At 40.1% G+C, this 18450-nt stretch carries 19 protein-coding genes; 3 read left to right on the forward strand and 16 right to left on the reverse strand.

Translation table 11 applies throughout. The features are described from left to right. Nucleotides 1-5: 5 nt before the first annotated feature. The 13 genes from IQ211_RS00705 to IQ211_RS00765 all read right to left on the reverse strand — a co-directional run bounded on the left by IQ211_RS00705 (nucleotide 6) and on the right by IQ211_RS00765 (nucleotide 12500). Entirely contained in the window at nucleotides 6-461 is a 456-nt protein-coding gene (locus IQ211_RS00705) for an STY4534 family ICE replication protein (RefSeq protein WP_189758072.1), read from the reverse strand. 497 nt (nucleotides 462-958) lie between these two features. After that, the gene (locus IQ211_RS00710; RefSeq protein WP_189757954.1) at nucleotides 959-1285 is read right to left on the reverse strand and encodes a hypothetical protein; all 327 of its coding nucleotides are present in this window, start codon (nucleotides 1283-1285) and stop codon (nucleotides 959-961) included. Between the two features lie 87 nt (nucleotides 1286-1372). After that, nucleotides 1373-1699 carry a hypothetical protein gene (locus IQ211_RS00715; protein WP_189757953.1) on the reverse strand — a complete coding sequence of 109 codons (327 nt, stop codon included), beginning with the start codon at nucleotides 1697-1699 and terminating at the stop codon, nucleotides 1373-1375. Between the two features lie 592 nt (nucleotides 1700-2291). Further along, entirely contained in the window at nucleotides 2292-4325 is a 2034-nt protein-coding gene (locus tag IQ211_RS00720) for a DNA topoisomerase III (protein WP_189758071.1), read from the reverse strand. Nucleotides 4326-4347: 22 nt separating this feature from the next. Then, on the reverse strand, nucleotides 4348-4899 hold the full coding sequence (locus tag IQ211_RS00725) for a hypothetical protein (protein WP_189757952.1): 552 nt from the start codon (nucleotides 4897-4899) through the stop codon (nucleotides 4348-4350). Nucleotides 4900-4936: 37 nt separating this feature from the next. Then, nucleotides 4937-5632: a PFL_4669 family integrating conjugative element protein gene (locus tag IQ211_RS00730; protein WP_189757951.1), complete on the reverse strand. Its 696-nt coding sequence runs from the start codon at nucleotides 5630-5632 to the stop codon at nucleotides 4937-4939. A gap of 99 nt (nucleotides 5633-5731) precedes the next feature. Next, complete coding sequence (locus IQ211_RS00735; RefSeq protein WP_189757950.1) at nucleotides 5732-6985, reverse strand: STY4528 family pathogenicity island replication protein; 1254 nt, start codon at nucleotides 6983-6985, stop codon at nucleotides 5732-5734. 88 nt (nucleotides 6986-7073) lie between these two features. Beyond that, nucleotides 7074-7319: a ParE family toxin-like protein gene (locus IQ211_RS00740; protein ID WP_189758070.1), complete on the reverse strand. Its 246-nt coding sequence runs from the start codon at nucleotides 7317-7319 to the stop codon at nucleotides 7074-7076. 2 nt (nucleotides 7320-7321) lie between these two features. Beyond that, nucleotides 7322-7924, reverse strand: a complete 603-nt coding sequence (locus IQ211_RS00745) for a DUF2857 domain-containing protein (RefSeq protein WP_189757949.1) — start codon at nucleotides 7922-7924, stop codon at nucleotides 7322-7324. Beyond that, the gene (locus tag IQ211_RS00750) at nucleotides 7896-8534 is read right to left on the reverse strand and encodes a DUF7168 domain-containing protein (RefSeq protein ID WP_189757948.1); all 639 of its coding nucleotides are present in this window, start codon (nucleotides 8532-8534) and stop codon (nucleotides 7896-7898) included. The genes IQ211_RS00745 and IQ211_RS00750 overlap by 29 nt, the downstream gene beginning before the upstream one ends. Next, the gene (locus IQ211_RS00755; RefSeq protein ID WP_189757947.1) at nucleotides 8524-10194 is read right to left on the reverse strand and encodes a ParB family protein; all 1671 of its coding nucleotides are present in this window, start codon (nucleotides 10192-10194) and stop codon (nucleotides 8524-8526) included. The genes IQ211_RS00750 and IQ211_RS00755 overlap by 11 nt, the downstream gene beginning before the upstream one ends. 3 nt (nucleotides 10195-10197) lie before the next feature. Next, nucleotides 10198-11577 carry an SPI-7-type island replicative DNA helicase gene (dnaB-PI, locus tag IQ211_RS00760; protein ID WP_189757946.1) on the reverse strand — a complete coding sequence of 460 codons (1380 nt, stop codon included), beginning with the start codon at nucleotides 11575-11577 and terminating at the stop codon, nucleotides 10198-10200. Beyond that, nucleotides 11574-12500: a ParA family protein gene (locus tag IQ211_RS00765; RefSeq protein ID WP_189757945.1), complete on the reverse strand. Its 927-nt coding sequence runs from the start codon at nucleotides 12498-12500 to the stop codon at nucleotides 11574-11576. Before IQ211_RS00765 ends, dnaB-PI begins: the two co-directional genes overlap by 4 nt. Nucleotides 12501-12793: 293 nt before the next feature. On the opposite strand from IQ211_RS00765, the gene IQ211_RS00770 reads away from it, so the two are divergent. From IQ211_RS00770 to IQ211_RS00780, 3 genes are all read left to right on the forward strand, one after another. Further along, entirely contained in the window at nucleotides 12794-14065 is a 1272-nt protein-coding gene (locus IQ211_RS00770) for a tyrosine-type recombinase/integrase (protein WP_189758069.1), read from the forward strand. A 139-nt stretch (nucleotides 14066-14204) separates the two neighbouring features. Further along, nucleotides 14205-14411 (forward strand): helix-turn-helix transcriptional regulator, encoded by a 207-nt coding sequence (locus IQ211_RS00775; RefSeq protein WP_189757944.1) that lies wholly within the window; start codon nucleotides 14205-14207, stop codon nucleotides 14409-14411. A gap of 109 nt (nucleotides 14412-14520) precedes the next feature. Next, on the forward strand, nucleotides 14521-16626 hold the full coding sequence (locus IQ211_RS00780; RefSeq protein WP_189757943.1) for an AAA family ATPase: 2106 nt from the start codon (nucleotides 14521-14523) through the stop codon (nucleotides 16624-16626). 331 nt (nucleotides 16627-16957) lie between these two features. On the opposite strand, the gene IQ211_RS00785 is transcribed toward IQ211_RS00780, so the two are convergent. Genes IQ211_RS00785 through IQ211_RS00795 form a run of 3 tightly spaced genes read right to left on the reverse strand, consistent with a single transcriptional unit; the run spans nucleotide 16958 to nucleotide 18350 of the window. Next, nucleotides 16958-17221 (reverse strand): PAAR domain-containing protein, encoded by a 264-nt coding sequence (locus tag IQ211_RS00785; RefSeq protein ID WP_189757942.1) that lies wholly within the window; start codon nucleotides 17219-17221, stop codon nucleotides 16958-16960. A 2-nt stretch (nucleotides 17222-17223) separates the two neighbouring features. Beyond that, the gene (locus tag IQ211_RS00790) at nucleotides 17224-17964 is read right to left on the reverse strand and encodes an Imm52 family immunity protein (RefSeq protein WP_189757941.1); all 741 of its coding nucleotides are present in this window, start codon (nucleotides 17962-17964) and stop codon (nucleotides 17224-17226) included. 26 nt (nucleotides 17965-17990) lie between these two features. Continuing rightward, nucleotides 17991-18350 carry a restriction endonuclease fold toxin 5 domain-containing protein gene (locus IQ211_RS00795; protein WP_223281533.1) on the reverse strand — a complete coding sequence of 120 codons (360 nt, stop codon included), beginning with the start codon at nucleotides 18348-18350 and terminating at the stop codon, nucleotides 17991-17993. Nucleotides 18351-18450: the final 100 nt, after the last annotated feature.

An 18450-nucleotide genomic window follows, 5' to 3' on the forward strand; every position in this document is an offset into this window, starting at 1 on the left:
GTGATTTAGAATGAGTCTTCCGCGTACTGTTTTGCAGGAACCTTTTCTTCACTAGGTGGTGCTGATTGAGATTTTTCGGCCTTATATACCATCTCTTTTCCAACTTTGATCCAGTCAATATTAATTAACCGAGCACGCAGGCTAACACGCTGTTCTCCGGCATGTTCCCCACTATTGAGTGTAAAAATCTCAGTAGACGGGTTACTTAAAACGAATCCAATCAACACTTTTTTATCTTCATCCACGGCTTTCTGACAGCGGTTTATAAGCTTAATGGCGTTTTCTCCAGCAACAGTAGTATCAAAACGAACGTATGCCGGACTATCAGTAGGACCACTTAAAGCGTTAATCACAACCGACAAGAAACGCCCATTAGATCCGTTTATATGGCGAATATTGCTTAAATACCCGATGCCATTGATATGAAGATTGAAGTATTTGTTTTCATTTTTGCTATTCATCATGATGTTTCTCCTAGGAAATAAGGTAAAAAAATGAGAAACATCACCCACAATGGGATAATTGTTTCCCATTGGGAAGTCAGTCTGATGGCTAACTTGATATCGCGATATGATATATGTGAAGAGTTTCTTAATCGCTTTAGCGATCCCCGTTTTCAAAGAATAAACGGGTTTACCCAGAGTATTTACTGTCTGCCTTTTCAGGTATGGCAGATGGCGTAGTCACCCGAAGGCGTTCCTCTCAGACTACCGAAACATTGTTAATACAGCCACTCGAAAGCGCTCCTTTCAGGCTGCTGAAGCATTAATAGGTTACATAGAGCAACATAAAACAATGTATATAATTAAACCAAAGTGCAACAATGTCAATAATTTAATACTAACTTTTAACAGATTATATTGCGGTCAGGGCAAGAGCGTTATTAGTAAATAAGCATTCGTACTCTCACCCTGATACCAGGTTTAAAACGAAACATAAAAATAATGTCGAAACTTCGTTATTTTAAACGAGATTTTTTTATCCACTCACCATCATATTCGGCAGCATAATATGTTGGACCACCACCAGGTAAATCATCCGCTAGTTGGCATTCCGCAACTTTTCCGGTGAAATACCATTTTCTATAGCCATCTTTATCTTCAAATGATTTCGCAAAAACTCTCGCTGAATGAACAACCCACATCGTAAGCCCTTTACCTGAAACCTGATCCCAAATCGTACCATATCCAGGACAGTAGTATTTTGTTCCTGCTGCCGATGCAATCCCAATTCCTCCGATTAATGCTACTACTAATGTCCCAATTGTTAATAATTTTCTGAACATGAGCATTCCTCTATAATGTATTACATATAAAATTGAGTTTTATAGTTCATGTTAAATATAAATTAGAAATTTATAAGCTAATTTATTTCAGCGAGGCTTATTTACCCACTCACCACCATATTTTGCAGCATAATATTTTGGACCTCTGTCTTTATGTTCATAACCACGATCTAAATAACATTCCCAAATTGTTCCTGTGAAATTCCACTTTCTACCAAAATCTTCAAATGAATTCGAAAAAACCCTAGTCGAGTGAACAACCCACATCGTAAGTTCTTTACCTGGAGCCTGATCATAAATACGCCCTCCCATGCTTTCTGGACAATAGTATGCCGTCCCCAGTGCAGATGCAGTCCCAACTCCTCCGATTAATGTTGCTACTAGTGCTCCAGTTGTTAATAATTTCTTGAACATAAATATTCTCCTGAAATAATTTCATAATTTTCATGCTAAATAAATCACATATAAAATTTAATTTTATAAGGCATATAAAATATAAATCATCATGAGATGATGTAACAATTTTAAATTTTATAAGTAATATGTAAATTTAATTACAAATCAAAAAACTTTTCTATATTATTATTTATTAAATCATTTTATTGATATGAAATTTATTTTAATTACAGCCTAACGTCATAAAATAACCATGTTATTATAAAAAACGTCTGAAAATGAAAATGTAGATAAGAGTCTCAAATTTTTCGTTAAATAATACTTTCCTTACTCGCCCGATTATCGGAATAAATTAAAGGCGTTACCAGAGGTAACGCCTTTAGCAGTTGTACCAGTTCTGCGAAGTTAAGAATGAAACTCCGAGGCCATTCAACAAACCCGGCGTGCTTTTCACGGAGTTGGATACGCCTTGAAAATCTACTGTGTCGAAGCAGTAATTTTCTGAACTGTTAGGGTTAGGACGCTTTTCAACGTTTCCCCTCCGCAGCTACGGGGTACTATTTCCTAACTGGAAAACATTACCAATAACGTAGGTAACTGTAAACCTAAGTTACGAAAAAAGTGTTTTCAATGTATTACTTTTTTTCTTCTTACCAAGTTGGAGTTTAGCACCTTTCGCCTTATTCAGTGTATCCAAAGCAACAATACCATTACATTCAGGATAACGCTGACAGCTCCAAAAACGCCCTTTTTTGCCTTCACGTAATACCATTCTCCCCTGGCATTTTGGGCAAGAGGGCATAGTAGGTAGGTTCAGCTTTAATGGTATATTTTGCGCTTTCTCCAACAAATGGCGAACCCAAGCTTCTTGCTTTTGCATGAACGAAGCCAAGGACATTTTACCCTCAGCAACTTCTTCCAGAGCCTGTTCCCATAATGCTGTCATGCCTGGGTCAGTTACCACAAATGGTAGTGCATCAATAAGCTGAGAGCCAATATCCGTAGCTAACAGAAACTTCTTCTGACGAGACAAAAAGTTTCTTTCCTCCAATTTAGCAATAATTCCAGCTCGTGTAGCCTCCGTTCCTAACCCTGCATTATCTTTTAAGACTTTCTTTAAAGCTGGATCAGTGATAAATGCAGACGCATTTTTCATGGCAGCAATTAATGTACCATCAGTGTAGTGTTGGGGAGGTTTAGTTTCCAATTGCTTAAGCTCCCCGCTTTTAACTTCGCACACTTCACCTTGAGATAAAGCGGGGAGCTTTTCTGTGGGTTCTGTATCATCTTCATTCTCTTCTTCTGAGTTTGAGAATAGCAGTTTCCACCCTTTAATAACTTCAACGTTGCCTTTAGAAATAAACAACTGGCCCCCTATGTCAAAAGAAAGAGTCGTTACATCAATTTCTTGTGCAGGTAAAAATTGAGCCAAATAGTGAGTACGAATCAATTCATACAACTTTCTTTCTACTGCATTCATATCTGACAACACTGGAGGATGTTTAGTTGGGATAATCCCGTGGTGCGCCGTTATTTTCTTATCATTCCAAACACGTGAAACTAATTTGATATCCAGTTTATTTAATAATGGAGATATCGAGGGATCACTTACTGCTAGTGCCTTTAAGACTTCAGGAATTTCCGATTGCATGGAGGTAGGCAAATAGCCACAATCAGTTCTTGGATAAGTGGTAGCTTTGTGTTTTTCATATAAGCTCTGAGCTATTTCTAGTACCTGGTTAGCACTGAACCCCCAACGTTTTGATGCAACTTGCTGTAACGTCCCTAAATCAAAAGTAAGAGGTGGTGAATGTTTTGCACGCTGTTGTTGAGCCTCACATACTCGCGCCTGCTTATTTTGATTACATAACTGAGTTGCAGCTTTCGCTATTGGTAATTGATTACAACGTTTTTCATCATCACAGTATTGCTCAGCCGCTACCCACCTAGCCGTAAAGAGTATCCCTTGGTGTTGTAATAACGCATTCACTTGCCAATATGGTTTAGGTGTAAATTGGGCTATCTCACGATCTCTTTTTACTAGCAACGCTAATGTAGGTGTCTGAACCCGCCCAATTGAGAACAAGCCCCCATACCCGTGTTCTCGTGCCGATACTGTAAAAAAACGAGTCATATTCATACCAATCAACCAATCTGCGCGGGAGCGTCCTAGTCCCGCCTGATAAAGCGGTTCTGTTTTTTTACCTGGCAACATTGAACGAAGCGCTTGCCTAATGCTCGCATCATCCAGTGCCGATAACCAAAGCCGCTGAATGGGGCCTGTATAGCGGCACATATCCAATATTTCTCTCGCAATGACTTCCCCTTCTCTATCGGCATCAGTGGCAATGATTACTTCAGAAGCATGTTTCAGCAATCGTGAAATAGTCTTAAACATTGATGATGCGTCTTTTTTTACAACCATTTTCCATTGAGATGGAATGATAGGTAAGGCGTCCTTACACCAGGGGATACCAAACTGCTCACCATAAGCATCAGGGGACGCATTTTCTAACAAATGCCCCCTAGCCCATGTAACAACTAGATCACTCCCCTCATAAAAACCATCTTTTTTAGTGTTTGCTCCTAAAATCTTTGCAATATCTTTACCTTGAGATGGCTTTTCACATAAAAAAAGACGCATAGTCATTCCTTGTTGATTAAAGTTATTGGACTTTACCCACTGATACGTCATTAATTTGTTTAAATAAACGTTTCAGATAGTTATCAGTTAGATGTGCCGGGTTAGCTGAACTATAAGTAATAAACATCAGCGTACCTTTACCTTTTTTCTGCAATTTAATATTCAAATGATCGTTATCGTTCCAATTTTTTCCCATACTATAATAACTGCCTGGGCTGGCTCCCCATGTGTATCCGGCAGCTTTTATAGCACTTACTGTCCATTCATCTTGTTTATTACCACTATTCTTCAATGAATCTATTTCATCTTTAGATACAAACTCATAGAAACGTCTGACTCTTGCTGCTGCTGTATCTACATCAACCGAAACAGTTACTTCCTGCTGGCGACTATTGCGCTTTTTTCCTACATCAGCATTTAATCTAGGCATTCCATCATCAGCGTCAGAAACCGGACCTTTTGTTATAGATAACCCAAAATCACTAATTTTTTTATTAATTTCAGAAAGTTCTGTTCCAACACAACCCTGAAGCAGCACAAAAAAGAAAGGAACAGTAAATTTATAAAAAGACATAAGTACTCCTCATATAGTTAACAACTGTTAAGTGCTACTACTTTAAGGAAGCCAGTGGCGGAGAAAAAGACGAACGCTTCTTTCCAGTTAAAATATCGTGATCCAAATCACCCATTAGTTTTACGGCAGCTTGATACTCTTCACTTTCTTTAACCAAATTTGCTCGTGAAATGGGCAGCCTACGGTAAAGATTCACGATCCCAAAGGCCCTACGAACTTGATGACCAGCAATAGCAAGTACATCGGTCTTTTTTTTTCTGGAAATTAACCCATAGTGATATGCTTGATATGTACGCATAGCTAATTGGTCAACTCCCACCAATAACCAAACACATTTATAACCCAAAGGGGTTCGACTAAAGACTCCCAGATCTAGCGGTTCAGAAGATGCAACTTCGGATATATATATTTGTGCAGGAATTTGCGTTAACCACTTCCCAGCTTTATCTAACTCAGATTGCAACAGCTCAATACTTTCATCCAATGATTTTTCTATACGATACAAAAACATATCAGCAAATGGATTATTCTCCAGTGCGTCATAATGAATCCGTGTCACTCTTCCGATGAAAACGGGCATACTAATGATGTCCCACCTTTCTTTCTTATTAACATCATTTCTATGCCGACCTTCCCATATTTTCATAGCAAAATGTGTATGAAGTTCAAATGAAAATTCAGATCTCAATGCTCCCGCTGTTTTCTTTTCAGCACTTACATCTTTAGCAGTCATAAAAAATCACTCCATTATTTAGCATATTTAAAAAATAGTAACTAAATGCATTTCTCATCAATGAAAAACTCTTATTTAGGAAAAAGTAATTTCTAAAAACTAATTATGTTTCGGGGGGAAACACAATTTTTTTCGAATGTCAGAAATATGTTCTTTAATTTGCTTGGTGTTGGCAGCTGGGTGCTTTTTCCTTTCGACTTTTTTTCTTTCTTCTATTGTTTGTTTTTTATTTCCTTCCAAGTTTTCTCTTTCTGTTACTTTATTGTTCTTATAATTAGCGTTATGTGAATAACGCCCCTCTCTAGCTGATTTCAACAGCGCCAGAGCATATCCTACTGGATTCCTAACAGAACCAGATTCAAAACCAGACTCTAGCTGATTTAAGATTAACTTAGCTTGTTCAGTAGGTAAATCACACAACTGTTCTAACAGCATATTACTGTCCTGTTTACCCAACCGTTCTTTCAGTTTATCCGAAAAAATTAATACTGATGTTTCAGATACGTACGTTTCTTTTACACCATGTGTAAAATTACGTACGTAGTGGTTCGAATTTCGAACTCCATTGTAACCATTTGATTTTACGCTTAGTTCGATTTTCGAATTTGGTTCCAATGTAGGCTGTGATTGACTTAGTTCGATTTCCGAACTAAGTGATTTTGACTGTTTTGACTGAGTTCGATTTTTATTTTTTGGTGAAATATTACTACCTGACAGTATAGCCTCTTGCTCCGCTGCCACTTGTTGTGGTGTCTGTGCTGTTCCTAAACGATTTTCTATTATTTTTATTCGAGAATGTTGATGTTTCATAAGAGGATCGTCTTTTACTTCCTGTAAAATAGCCCTAGCTGTAAAACGGACACTCTTATTTTCATGGGAACAGCTTTTTTCTAATATATCTAACCAACGAGGATCTAATATTTCAGCATCCAATGCGCTAATCGGCTCGTCATGTTGCATATAAATATTGCCACGTATACACCCAGAATTATCCCGAACCCGTCTACACAAACTTAACCATCCGGTAATTCGTAACACTAATAACGCCCTGCTTATTGTTTCTCTTGATGCTTTTTTATTGTTAGGAGCCGCTAATTGTAATTGCAATTCATCATACGTAGGAAAAGTCGCACCATCATTTTGTTGTGCATATAAACGTATCATCATCCATGTTAGTTTATCGAAAGGCGAGAGACGGTTATCCAGTATTAGCTGGCGAGGTATAGAGTCATGGATATTTCCAGCATAAATTAAACCACTACGTATCGTTCCCGTGGGTTCTGATATGCACGTTAATTTTTGCTGCATTTTTTCTAGTGTAAAATTAATTAGACTCTCTTTTGAAATAGCCATATGTCATCCATACTACTTTATGATTCATAAATTAAATCGTTTTTTTACTGCGCCCAGTGAGCAGGCGCAGAGAAAAACGACTCACTCACTATTTGAATATTTCCTTGTTATAACGTTCGTGCGTCATTAGTTCCCAGTTTCTTCCGTTGTCTCGACTTAACAAACGCCAAAATGTACCTACATTAATTTTCAATACCCCTCCCTGTTTTCCCGCACATTTCATTTTTATAGAAATTCGCTCCCCCTGCTTAAAACGAATTAGTTGTTTTGTAGCTTTATTGATAATTTTTTCAGGAATCCTGGCTCGATACATTAATCTGTAGTGTTCACTCATCTTCACACTAGGTTCCTTATTTTACGTTTAAGACTCCTTTTTTTAGTATTTACAGGTGAAACTTCTAGCAAATCTTGAAGATTATTCCAAACAGCCGTTAGTGATAATGCTAATTCTTCTGCCAGTAACATCATCATTTCAAATCCTTCTGCACTGTTTATATTTTGAATGTCGGATTTTTTCCAACGACTCCAAAGAGCTTCTCTATCTTGCTCACTCAAATTAGAAGAACGTCCAACAGATACTCTTAAATTCGCTAATCGTCTGCGAGTGCTGACGTCTACAGGAGAAAGTCCAAAGTAGTGATGCATCATTTCTATAGATGCACCTAATGCTAATGCCCTATCAATACACTCGTTTCTTTTTTGTTCTAACCGCGATTGTTCTAAAATTAAGTATAGGTTTTCATGATGTATATGGTATGTAATAACAGATACTTGACTTTTGGAAAGATAATATAAATCCTCAAGTGTCAGATTATTCAACATCCGAATTTCGTCTGGACTTAGTCCTAATGAATCACAACGCCTTAAGTTGCCAGACTTAATTTCCATAATAAGATCAGTCAATAAATTATTACCTGACATTGATAATTGCTTTGTCATTGTTTTGATCCCCAATATAAAAACCAACAACAGAATGACCATAAAATTCAACTTTCCAATCATTCATATGATGGATTTCATTGCAATGTAGCTTTAAAGGTGACATTTCAATCCACAATTGCCCAACCCACTGCACACAAAACTTATGCTTCATTTGTTTCCTAAGCAGAGAAAAAGGCGTTGATTGACAACGTTCAACTTCTAAATTTTTTCTTAAATGACGATATGTTGCCAACCTCAGCCTATCTTTCAACTCAATAAACAATATCTTAGCTATTTCAGAACGGTGACCTAATCCATAAAAAATAACATCAAATGACCGTTCAGATAATTCACTTTTTTGAAGCAAAACACCCGAACCTGTAACTTCTGAGCAGAGCATTAACAAAAGATTCCAATCTATTTCATGTTTAGCCAATTCCACTAATTGAGTTGAAAACATTTCTTTTTGTGTATTTTTCATAGCAACAGCCTGAAATTCACGTATCAAAAAGATAAGTTTTTTCAACTCTTTTTCATCATGATCTTTTTTATGCCGCCCTGTATTGAAAAAGGGAGGCATAGTATTAATTAGACGTTTGAGATATTGTAAATTATCTTCACACATCATTAAGATTCGTGACTCCATCATATTGATATATTGATTGCAATTCACGTAACCTTCTTAGCAAACGCACGATTTTTATGAACTGTAAGATCGCTTCATCATCAAAATCTGGGCTTTTTATTTTATCAGCAGTACATGAACCAACTAACACTTCACAAAGATAACCATGATTAAGTACCTCTCCATCATGACCAGATAACAATTTCAATAAAGTTAGAACAGGTGCATCACCTTCATTAACTCTAAACCCAGAGGATCTCATTTCAGAATTATCTTGGCTAATAAACTCAGACATATCTAATCCATCAACAAGAGAAAAAACAGAGCGGAATATTTCTACTTGTAGATGTTCAATATCGTCCTGTAATGGCGAAATAGGGTATAATGCACTTAACGTTACCGGTTGACTTTCTTTACCTTGACTTGGCAAACTTTCAAAATATGGTGATATGAATGTCTCTATTGGTTCGTTTTCTGATTCACTATTAGGAGTATTATTTTTTTTCGTGCTATAAAAATCGTTTTCTTTTACTAAAGCTTTTTCGGTATTTTCCTCCTCATTTGAGTTATTAACGTCAACAAAATCAACTTGCTCATCTTCAATTGTTTCTTTTATCTGTTTTACGTTTTCCGCAATTTTTGTTTCTGGTGCTTCATTGTCTGGAAAAGATATATCGTCATGATGTTCTTTGGTTATAGATTTACCTTTTACTTCACCTTCAGCATTATTTTTCGTTTGGTTTATATCTACATTATCAAAAATTCCTTTAGATTGCGTTTTAGGATCTAATTCAAATAACCATCTATCATAATTTAACAATGAATGAGGGCAATTTTTAATTAATTCTCCGATTAGCTCATCTCGAAATACATCTAATGAAAATAATTCTGGGGAATCAAGCTGAGCGCAAACATTAGAAAAAACGTCAACAGGTAAGTTTTTGTCATCGCTATCTGAAAGAAATTCTTTTCCCACACGTTTAGCATTAGAACGCAGTAAAAGTAGTGATTCAATTTGACCTCTACCCATACCGTTTTCTAATAAGGTCGGCATATATGGGTACAAATAATTTAATGCATCTTCCATTTTACTGATACTGGAATAATGGACAGGAAATCCTTCTTTATCTAATAAATTAGAAAGTTCACGTAATGTTACTTTTTTACTCAATTTATCTTCAAACAATGCCCTGGCTTTATGAACTCCTTGCGCTTTTTCTATGAAGGTTAAATCGCCACGCATATCATTTTCTGCCAAATGGCCTATTACACAATGTAAACGACCAGGCCACGGTTTGAATAAACAGTGAATTCGAAAAAAACGCTCATCACCTGTTTCTTGCCATAGTTCTGAAAGAATTTGATAGCGGGTATTACCACCATCACTAAATATATATGTATCGTCACCATCAGGATCACGAGTCACTTTAGGTACTGTATCTAAGCCACGTGCTTTAATAGACGCCTTAATATCATCGTAACGGGGATTCCTCACCTTTCTAGGGTTATCTGGGTTTGGGTTAAGCTGATCTAGCGTTAATACCATAGGCATTTCACTCACTGGTATAACTGGATTTTCAGGAACATTAGAAATATTCGCATTCGGTGAAAAGCTTCCAAGTAATAAAGCATCACCTAATTTTTTATTTTTTTGCTTTTTCATATATTACCCCCTCATCCCAAAATCATATCCTTGTGGAAAATCAGAAAAACGAGTGTATCTTCCATCAAACTGAACTTTAATTACCCCTAGCGGCCCTTGTCGTTGCTTACTAATAATAATTTCTGCTATTCCTTTATCTAAGGAATTGGGGTCGTAAACCTCATCACGATACAAAAACAATATAAGATCCGCGTCTTGCTCAAGGGAACCAGAATCACGAAGATCACCATTGACAGGATGTTTATCTTTACGTTGTTCTAGTTGACGATTTAATTGAGATAAAGCAAGCACAGGGCAACGTAATTCTTTTGCTAATGCCTTTAAACTACGGGAAATTTCACCAATTTCTAGCGTACGATTTTCTTGATCTGGACTACGCATAAGTTGCAAGTAGTCAATGACAATAAGCTTAGGTTTACCAAATTTACGCGCATTACGACGAGCGCGAGCACGTAGTAGAGCAGGTGTCATATTACTACTATCATCAATGACTAATCTGTCTTTCCAATCTGATATAACCTTTAAGGCTTCGGTGATTTTATCCCAATCTCTATCATCTAAATTTCCACTACGTATTTCCTCAAGTGGCACTGAAGCTAATTCACTAACCAATCTCTGAATTAACTGTTCCGCTGGCATTTCGATGCTATAAAACTGCACAACCCCTTCTGTACCATTAAGGGCACCTTGAGATATTGCCATTGCTAGCGCGGTTTTTCCCATAGATGGGCGCGCACCCAATAAGATTAAATCCCCAGGCTGAAACCCACAGGTTTTTTTATCGAGATCAGCAAACCCTGTTGGAGTTCCTGTTATTCCATTGCTCTGAATAGCGTTTTCAAGATAATCGATAACATTCGATACGACATCCATTAGTGAGTGTTGTTCAGCAACTGCCCCTTTTTCCGATAAAAGGAATAGTTGCTTTTCAGCCTGTTCGCAAAGCTGAAGTGCATCTGTCCTAAGATCTGCGCTCTGAATTACCAGTGTTTTTCCAAGGTCCATCAGTCCTTTTGCACGACTTCGTTTAGAAACTATTTCAGCGTAATGAACTATATTAGCTGCACTTGGTGTATATTTTGATATCGTAGCTAAATATGCAAATCCCCCTACGTGCTCAAGCTGACCAGATTTTTCCAGCGCATCTTGTAGTGTTATTAAATCAATAGGAAGATTGGCATGGCACAACTCAGCCATTTTTTGCCAGATAATACGGTGCGCACGTGAGAAAAAATCTTGAGGTTGCAATAGTGGAGCCACTTCGTCCCAGCGATCATTTTCTAACATTAAACCGCCTAATACAGATTGCTCCGCTTCTTCAGCATAAAACGCCAATGGGTCTATATTTTTAGGTATTCCTAATATTTCTAAATTATCCATCATTCGTCTCCAATTCCATCTGGTTGTTCAATCAAAACGGTTTCAAATTTACTTTTCCATTCAGGGAACAATTCACATGCGAGACTATACATAGTTTGGGCAGCAGCAGGGCTTTTTCGGGTAGTTTTGTATTCAAGGCGGTGAACAGGCTGAGCGCGGACATGACCTAGTTTATAGATATCCAGCAGATCTATCCGGGTGTTCAGCAACTGATAAACCTTTCTGCCACCCAACGCTGATGTATCGTAACGCTGCTGTTCGATAATATCGGTCAGCTCATTGAGCGTGTCGCGATCCAGATTGGTGCCTTCAATGCCATTGACCAATATCTGGATCAGCGGCAGCTGAATACCGTAATTCTCAAAGGATTGTAGTCGGGTCAACATTCGCAGCGTGCCACGCAGAAACTCCCGTACATCCGGCAAAATCGGTTTAATTACCCCCAGCACATGGTGTGTGGCGGCCAACACCACCAGTTCCGTCATCACTCCGGTTGCGCCTTTGGAGTCAATAATAATGGCATCGTATTGCTGAAAAAGTGGATGTTGCAAAATATTGCGCAAGCGAAGGCGCCCGTCAGGGGCGTGCAGCATCGCCGTAGGTAGAAGTTCATCGGGATCGTTGGAGACAATGATATCGAGATTATTGATCGCAGAACGGGAAATAAACTGATCTGGCTGATTTAGATCCACCGTCTGCATCAACAATTCATACAGCCCGGCGGGCGCTTCATATTTCAGCTTAAAAATACTGCTGGATGTGGGTTGTGAATAATCGCCATCGAACAGGAGAGTACGTAAACCGGCATCGGCCAAAAATCCGGACAGATTAGCCGCTTTTGTGGACTTACCTTCACCACCTTTGGGGGAAACAATAGGAAATACAATAGGCCTTTTTTTAAAAAGGGCAGAGAAAATTTGTTCCATTTTGCACGCTCGACATATAAAAATTCTAGCGCGCAACTAGCCAACGAAGAAAGTGATTTACTTCACACTAATAAACAACAGGATTGAAAATCCCCGTGTCGGTGGTTCGATTCCGCCTCCGGGCACCACTTCAACTTCCAGTGAAGTCCAGCCCAGTCAAACATTTCGTATCAAATCCAGCAAAATCAACACTTGTATCTGTTTCTACGTCTAGTTTCGTCTGTTGCAATCAAGATGCAGCGAAGGGCATAATTCGGGGCACTTACCGTTCGATTAAAGGAATGCCCTTAATAATGAAACTAAACGCACGACAAATCGAAACTGCCAAACCCAAAGAAAAAACCTACAAACTCGCCGATGGCGGCGGTCTTTATTTAGAAGTCACAGCACGCGGCTCAAAATACTGGCGTATGAAGTATTACCGCCCCACCGATAAAAAAGAAGACCGTCTGGCATTTGGCGTCTATCCGGCAGTATCGTTAGCCGATGCCCGCGCTAAACGCGATGAAGCCAAAAAGCTGATGGCACAAGGCATTGATCCCAAGGCTGAGAAACGCGGTGCGCCCTCGCCTGCCAAAGTGAATACCTTTGAACAGGTCGCCCGTGCATGGCACGCCAGTAACAAACGCTGGAGCGACAGCCACCGTCAAAAAGTGCTGCGCAGCCTTGAGCAATACATTTTCCCCCATATCGGCGCTCGCGATATTACCACACTCCGCACCAGCCAGTTGTTAGCGCCAGTCAAAGCCATTGATGAACAGGGTAAACACGATATCGCCCAGCGCCTGCGACAGCGTGTTACTGCCATCATGCGCTATGCCGTCCAGAATGACATTCTAGAATCTAACCCGGCTAATGATATGGCAGGCGCACTCACCACTACAAAATCCCGCCATCACCCTGCCCTGCCCCATGAATACTTGCCTGACCTCCTGAACCGATTATCAGCTTATCGTGGGCGCTTGCTGACCAAGATCGCCGTAGAACTGGCGCTGCTGACGTTTGTCCGCTCCAGTGAGCTGCGATTTGCCCGCTGGCAGGAAATCGACCTTGACAACGCGGTCTGGAAAATTCCCGCTACACGAAAACCCATCAAAGGTGTTCGCTTTTCTGAGCGCGGCATGAAAATGAAAACTGAGCATATTGTGCCCCTGAGCCGTCAAGCGGTCTCGTTATTCAAAGATTTGCACGTACTAAGTGGAAACTGCGAAGTTGTGTTTCCCTGTGATCATGATTCTGCAAAAGTCATGAGTGAAAACACCGTTAATAGCGCGTTACGCAATATGGGCTACGACACCCAGACCGACGTCTGTGGACATGGATTCCGCACAATGGCGCGCGGTGCAATGGGTGAATCTGGCCTGTGGAGCGATGACGCCATCGAGCGCCAGCTCAGTCATATCGAACGCAACAACGTCCGGGCAGCCTATATTCACACCTCTAAGCATCTGGACGAACGGCGGCTGATGGTGCAGTGGTGGGCGGATTATCTGGATGCCAACCGGGAAAAATCCATCACGCCCTACGACTTCGCCAAACCGCTGCGTGGCAGAAAAAACCGCTAGTACAATTTGCAACCCGTTAATTTTCATCGGGAGAAAAACAATTAACGCTGTTCATTGTGTCTTGCATTTTAAATAATCCGCCTGTCATCAAGCAACGTCTACGATGAGCGCTCAGGGACTCGGTAACAGGAGAATTAATATGACAGTGACAGCATTGAAAACAAATCTGATTCGTTTGCCGGAAGTGCAGCGCAGAACAGGTTATAGCAAAGCGTGGATCTACAAACTGATTAGCGACGGAGCATTCCCGCAGCAAGTTAAAATCGGCCCGCGTTCAGTGGCCTTTATTGAATCGGAAATTGATGACTGGATCGCCCAGCGTATCGCGGCATCACGGGCGGCATAACACAGAAAAGAATATGACATAAGAAACGTACTATAAAACACAACGCCCCAGTGTGGTAGGACACATCTGAGGCGTTTCACCAACAACCATTAAGCAAGGTAAAAAAATTATGGCTGACACACAGCATACCCAAACTCGCCCCAAATTTACAGCCCCAAAAATATCGGGCAATCAAAAACCCCTTGATCTTATCCAAACCGTGAAAACCTCCGCCATGTATTCCTGGGCAAATCTGCTTCCTGCGTGTGGTATTGATATTCCGGCAAAGGGAAAACATGGCGCTTGCCCTGTCTGTGGCGGTACTGACCGTTTTCACTTTATCGACGATCACCATCATGGAAACTGGCATTGCCGCCAGTGTGACGCCCCAAACTATGGTGATGGACTGGATTTAGTGGCAAAAACCAAAGGGATCTCCATCACTGAGGCAGCTAAAGTTGTCGCTAATGTGCTGGCGCTACCTTTGCCAGAATCCAAGCCAGCCAAAGAAACCCATTATCCAACCCAGCCGATTGCTGAAAGAGTGGCGGCACTGATGGCGCAAACTGTCGCCGGGCAATCGCCCTATCTGGCTGCAAAGGGGCTGCAACACCTTGATCAGCAACTACTGTTCGATAATTCGACTGTGCTGGCACTGACAGCACTGGATAAAAAAGTCGCAGGTGCGCAGATCATCAAACCCAATGGCGAGAAAAAATACTTCCCCGGCAGCCAGACAAAAGGGGCGTTTATTCCCGTGTCAGAGCTAGAAGCGCACCCCGACACAGTGATTATTACCGAAGGTTACGCCACAGCACTCACGGTTAACCAGCTCTATAAAGGTACAGTTCTGGCGGCACTGGATGCAGGTAATTTGTATTCTGTTGCCAAAGCCGTTCGGGAACGGTGGCCGGACGCGAAAATCATTATTGCAGCGGATAATGACTGGCATCTTCCCGGCGAGTTGGATAAGCACGGTAAACCCAAAGTGAATATCGGCAAGATCTCGGCAGAAAAAGCGGCTATTGCGGTGAATGGTTGGATCACGTTACCACCGGATGCTGTCAAAGCCGATTGGGATGATTATCGCCAGCATTATGGTATTGAGGCAGCAAAGCAAGCATTCAGTCAGGGTTTGTATCAGGTGGGGAAATCAATGAACAGTTACGCAACAGAAAACCGCAATTATCACAATGTTGAAACGCTTTATCCGCAGCGTAAGACAAAGTTACCCCTATCCGTTGGCTCAGAAGGCTTTGATGCGCAATTGGATTATGTTGTTAAAGGCATTATTCCGGCAAATTCCCTGTGCAGCATTTACGGGGCGAGCGGGTCATATAAGAGTTTTCTGGCAGGCGCATGGGGCTGTCATATTGCCACGGGTAAGGCATGGGCAGGGAAAGCGGTTGCTCAGGGTTCTGTACTGTATGTTGTTGGTGAAGGCGGGATCGGTGTACCCCGACGCATCAAAGCATGGGAAATCGTCAACGGTCAGGTGGTTAAAAATATGTATCTGATCAATACCCCGGTATTTCCGGCCTCACCTGCCGAAGTGCATGAACTGGTGATTGCCGCCCAGCAAGTTGAGTCTGAAACAGGCGAACCGGTACGCCTGATTATTCTGGACACTCTCGCCCGTTGTTTTGGTGGCGCTGATGAAAATGATTCTAAAGATATGGGTGCGTTTGTCCGGGGCTGTGACGAACTGAAAGCCAAAACAGGGGCAAGCATTCTCGTGGTTCACCATTCCGGCAAAGATGAAAGCAAGGGCGCAAGGGGTTCCAGTGCCTTTCGTGCTGCGCTGGATGTTGAATATCGGATCAGCCGGGAAGGAAAAAAAGGCGGTGCGCTGGTTATGACCTGCACCAAAATGAAAGATGCCGAAGAGCCGGAAACCAAAGCCTATGACATGCGTGTAGTTGAACTTTTTACCGATAAAGACGGTGAGGATATTACATCACTGGTTCTGGTTGACCGACCGCGTGATCCGGTTGAGGAGGAGGACATCGGGCATGTCTCCAATAAAACCGATAACCATACAGCATTATGGCAGTGTATTCGGTCACGTACCGCCCTGAAAGAGCCTTGTAGCATTGCCCTTGTCCGTGACGATTTAAAAGCAATTGGGGTGAATGTGAAGAATTTCAGCCGTTGGTTAACCAAGTTAGAGCAAGACGGACTGATTGCCCGTAACGGGCAGGAACTCACCATCATTAACCAGAACAATGAAGATTAAAAAGTGAGTAAAAAAGTGAGGAGCGGTGAGGAAAGGAAATTTGTGCCTCACCAAATTCCTCACTTTTTTCGCATATATACGGAAAAAGTGAGGAGCATAAAACATATTGATTTTTAAGGATAAAAAACATCAATTCCTCACCTGTTTTTGCAGTGAGGAAAATAAAAAGTGAGGAGAAAAATGAGGAATGGGTGAGGAAAAATCTTTTCTGGCAAGTGTTTTTTAGGATCTCTAATTTATCTGGCTAATACATTAGCCAGATAAATCAGAGAAGACAAGCGCAGCGCGTCAGTGTTGCCCCCCTAAATCCGCTAAAATAATTGTCACCTCATTAAGCGAGAAATTCTTTCTGGCTGGCAATCAATTTTGCACCACATGCTGTATGCATGCCCTCTAATGCGATAGGTCTTCCTTGATGTTTTAAGTCATCACTACCTTCCACAATAGGAAAACTCCCTTTACATTTTGGACAAGTCACTAAGTCACCTTTGGCTGTAATAGGGACTCCTTGATAAACATAATTATCAATAGCAGTGATGACCTTGCCACCATGATCTGTTGCATCGTTTAATCGGATAACTGCTTTACCAGCCATATTTATACCTCAGAGTATAATGGTAATAATCCTAAGTCCCGTAGACAGATTTCAATATCATTAGCTTTATTGATATGGTTTTGGTTTCCGATGTCAAAAATCTCTTTTGTCGTAATAAGTAACGAGCCTTTTTCACCATCTTTATCGGTAATGGGTATTATTTCTTCTGCCATTGGAACTAAGGAATAATCTATTTCTATTGGTAAATAAAGCATCCAGCCTGCATGTATTCTATCTGGAAAAACTTGCTTTTGTTTTAAAGAATAACCTTTGATATCCGTCATGATGAATGGAGAGCATCTCTGCGAAATCAAATTTTTTATAAAGTCAATAAATCTTGATAAATTGAATTTTTCTTTTTCAAGAGTAAGGTTAATAGATATATTGGTTTTTCCTAATCTATTCGGATTTGAATAAACATCATCTCGACACATATACATGATAGTATTTTTTTGCTTCACATCCCCAGGGGCATCAAATAACGTTTTTATTATGGACTTCATATTTTTATCAAAATCTTTTTTATACCATTCAATGGCATAATCAGTTAATCCATTTTCATTAAACACATTATTTTCTTGAATTTCTTTTAAAGTATACCCCGGCAAATGCCAACCACTTGAACTATTACTAAGTTTATTGATTTCTTTCATTATCTGATACGTATCAGATAATACTAATTCAGGTGTTATTCCCTCTCTAAGATCATAAAATAGTTTCATTCTTGGATGTATAAATGACATGTTTAAAACCCTTTTAAATTTTATTATCAAGACATTAGTGTGTTAAATGTTATAATATTAGTGAATCCGAAAGAAGAAAAAGCCCCAGTAAAATATATATAAGAAATTGGCTGTAAAAAATGCCAATGGGACTTTGGGATACTATTTAATGAAGTGCATACTTCATTTTGTCTACTAGCTTGCGAAATCATACTTTCAAGTCCAGTCATATCTGTCGGTTTTTTTCTAAAGTGTTCATAAAACCACTTAGGTTCACCATCTTCGAAGAATTGATCATATTTAGCCTTAGCCTCAAGAAATAAACATTTACCCGGTTTCCAACCATCAAAATTTACACTTTGGCATAGCCATGTTTCAATTAAGTTTAATTCAGGATTATATACCAATCTCACTTCAAGATGATGGTTTTAAAATCTGGAAATTATCAGTCAGTCGAGTCGTCAATTCTTTTGCTTTTTCTGGCAAAGTGACATGAAAAAAGTGACG

It is taken from the genome of Xenorhabdus griffiniae, assembly GCF_015163655.1.
GTDB classification, from domain to species: Bacteria; Pseudomonadota; Gammaproteobacteria; order Enterobacterales; family Enterobacteriaceae; genus Xenorhabdus; species Xenorhabdus griffiniae.

Coding starts and splice junctions, on each gene's coding strand:
- IQ211_RS00710 (WP_189757954.1), bottom strand. CDS start 1,285: ATGTTCAGAAAATTATTAACAATTGGGACATTAGTAGTAGCATTAATC.
- IQ211_RS00735 (WP_189757950.1), bottom strand. CDS start 6,985: ATGGCTATTTCAAAAGAGAGTCTAATTAATTTTACACTAGAAAAAATG.
- IQ211_RS00765 (WP_189757945.1), bottom strand. CDS start 12,500: ATGGAACAAATTTTCTCTGCCCTTTTTAAAAAAAGGCCTATTGTATTT.
- IQ211_RS00750 (WP_189757948.1), bottom strand. CDS start 8,534: ATGATGTGTGAAGATAATTTACAATATCTCAAACGTCTAATTAATACT.
- dnaB-PI (WP_189757946.1), bottom strand. CDS start 11,577: ATGATGGATAATTTAGAAATATTAGGAATACCTAAAAATATAGACCCA.
- IQ211_RS00745 (WP_189757949.1), bottom strand. CDS start 7,924: ATGACAAAGCAATTATCAATGTCAGGTAATAATTTATTGACTGATCTT.
- IQ211_RS00755 (WP_189757947.1), bottom strand. CDS start 10,194: ATGAAAAAGCAAAAAAATAAAAAATTAGGTGATGCTTTATTACTTGGA.
- IQ211_RS00785 (WP_189757942.1), bottom strand. CDS start 17,221: ATGGCTGGTAAAGCAGTTATCCGATTAAACGATGCAACAGATCATGGT.
- IQ211_RS00725 (WP_189757952.1), bottom strand. CDS start 4,899: ATGTCTTTTTATAAATTTACTGTTCCTTTCTTTTTTGTGCTGCTTCAG.
- IQ211_RS00740 (WP_189758070.1), bottom strand. CDS start 7,319: ATGAGTGAACACTACAGATTAATGTATCGAGCCAGGATTCCTGAAAAA.
- IQ211_RS00705 (WP_189758072.1), bottom strand. CDS start 461: ATGAATAGCAAAAATGAAAACAAATACTTCAATCTTCATATCAATGGC.
- IQ211_RS00770 (WP_189758069.1), top strand. CDS start 12,794: ATGAAACTAAACGCACGACAAATCGAAACTGCCAAACCCAAAGAAAAA.
- IQ211_RS00780 (WP_189757943.1), top strand. CDS start 14,521: ATGGCTGACACACAGCATACCCAAACTCGCCCCAAATTTACAGCCCCA.
- IQ211_RS00730 (WP_189757951.1), bottom strand. CDS start 5,632: ATGACTGCTAAAGATGTAAGTGCTGAAAAGAAAACAGCGGGAGCATTG.
- IQ211_RS00790 (WP_189757941.1), bottom strand. CDS start 17,964: ATGTCATTTATACATCCAAGAATGAAACTATTTTATGATCTTAGAGAG.
- IQ211_RS00720 (WP_189758071.1), bottom strand. CDS start 4,325: ATGCGTCTTTTTTTATGTGAAAAGCCATCTCAAGGTAAAGATATTGCA.
- IQ211_RS00715 (WP_189757953.1), bottom strand. CDS start 1,699: ATGTTCAAGAAATTATTAACAACTGGAGCACTAGTAGCAACATTAATC.
- IQ211_RS00775 (WP_189757944.1), top strand. CDS start 14,205: ATGACAGTGACAGCATTGAAAACAAATCTGATTCGTTTGCCGGAAGTG.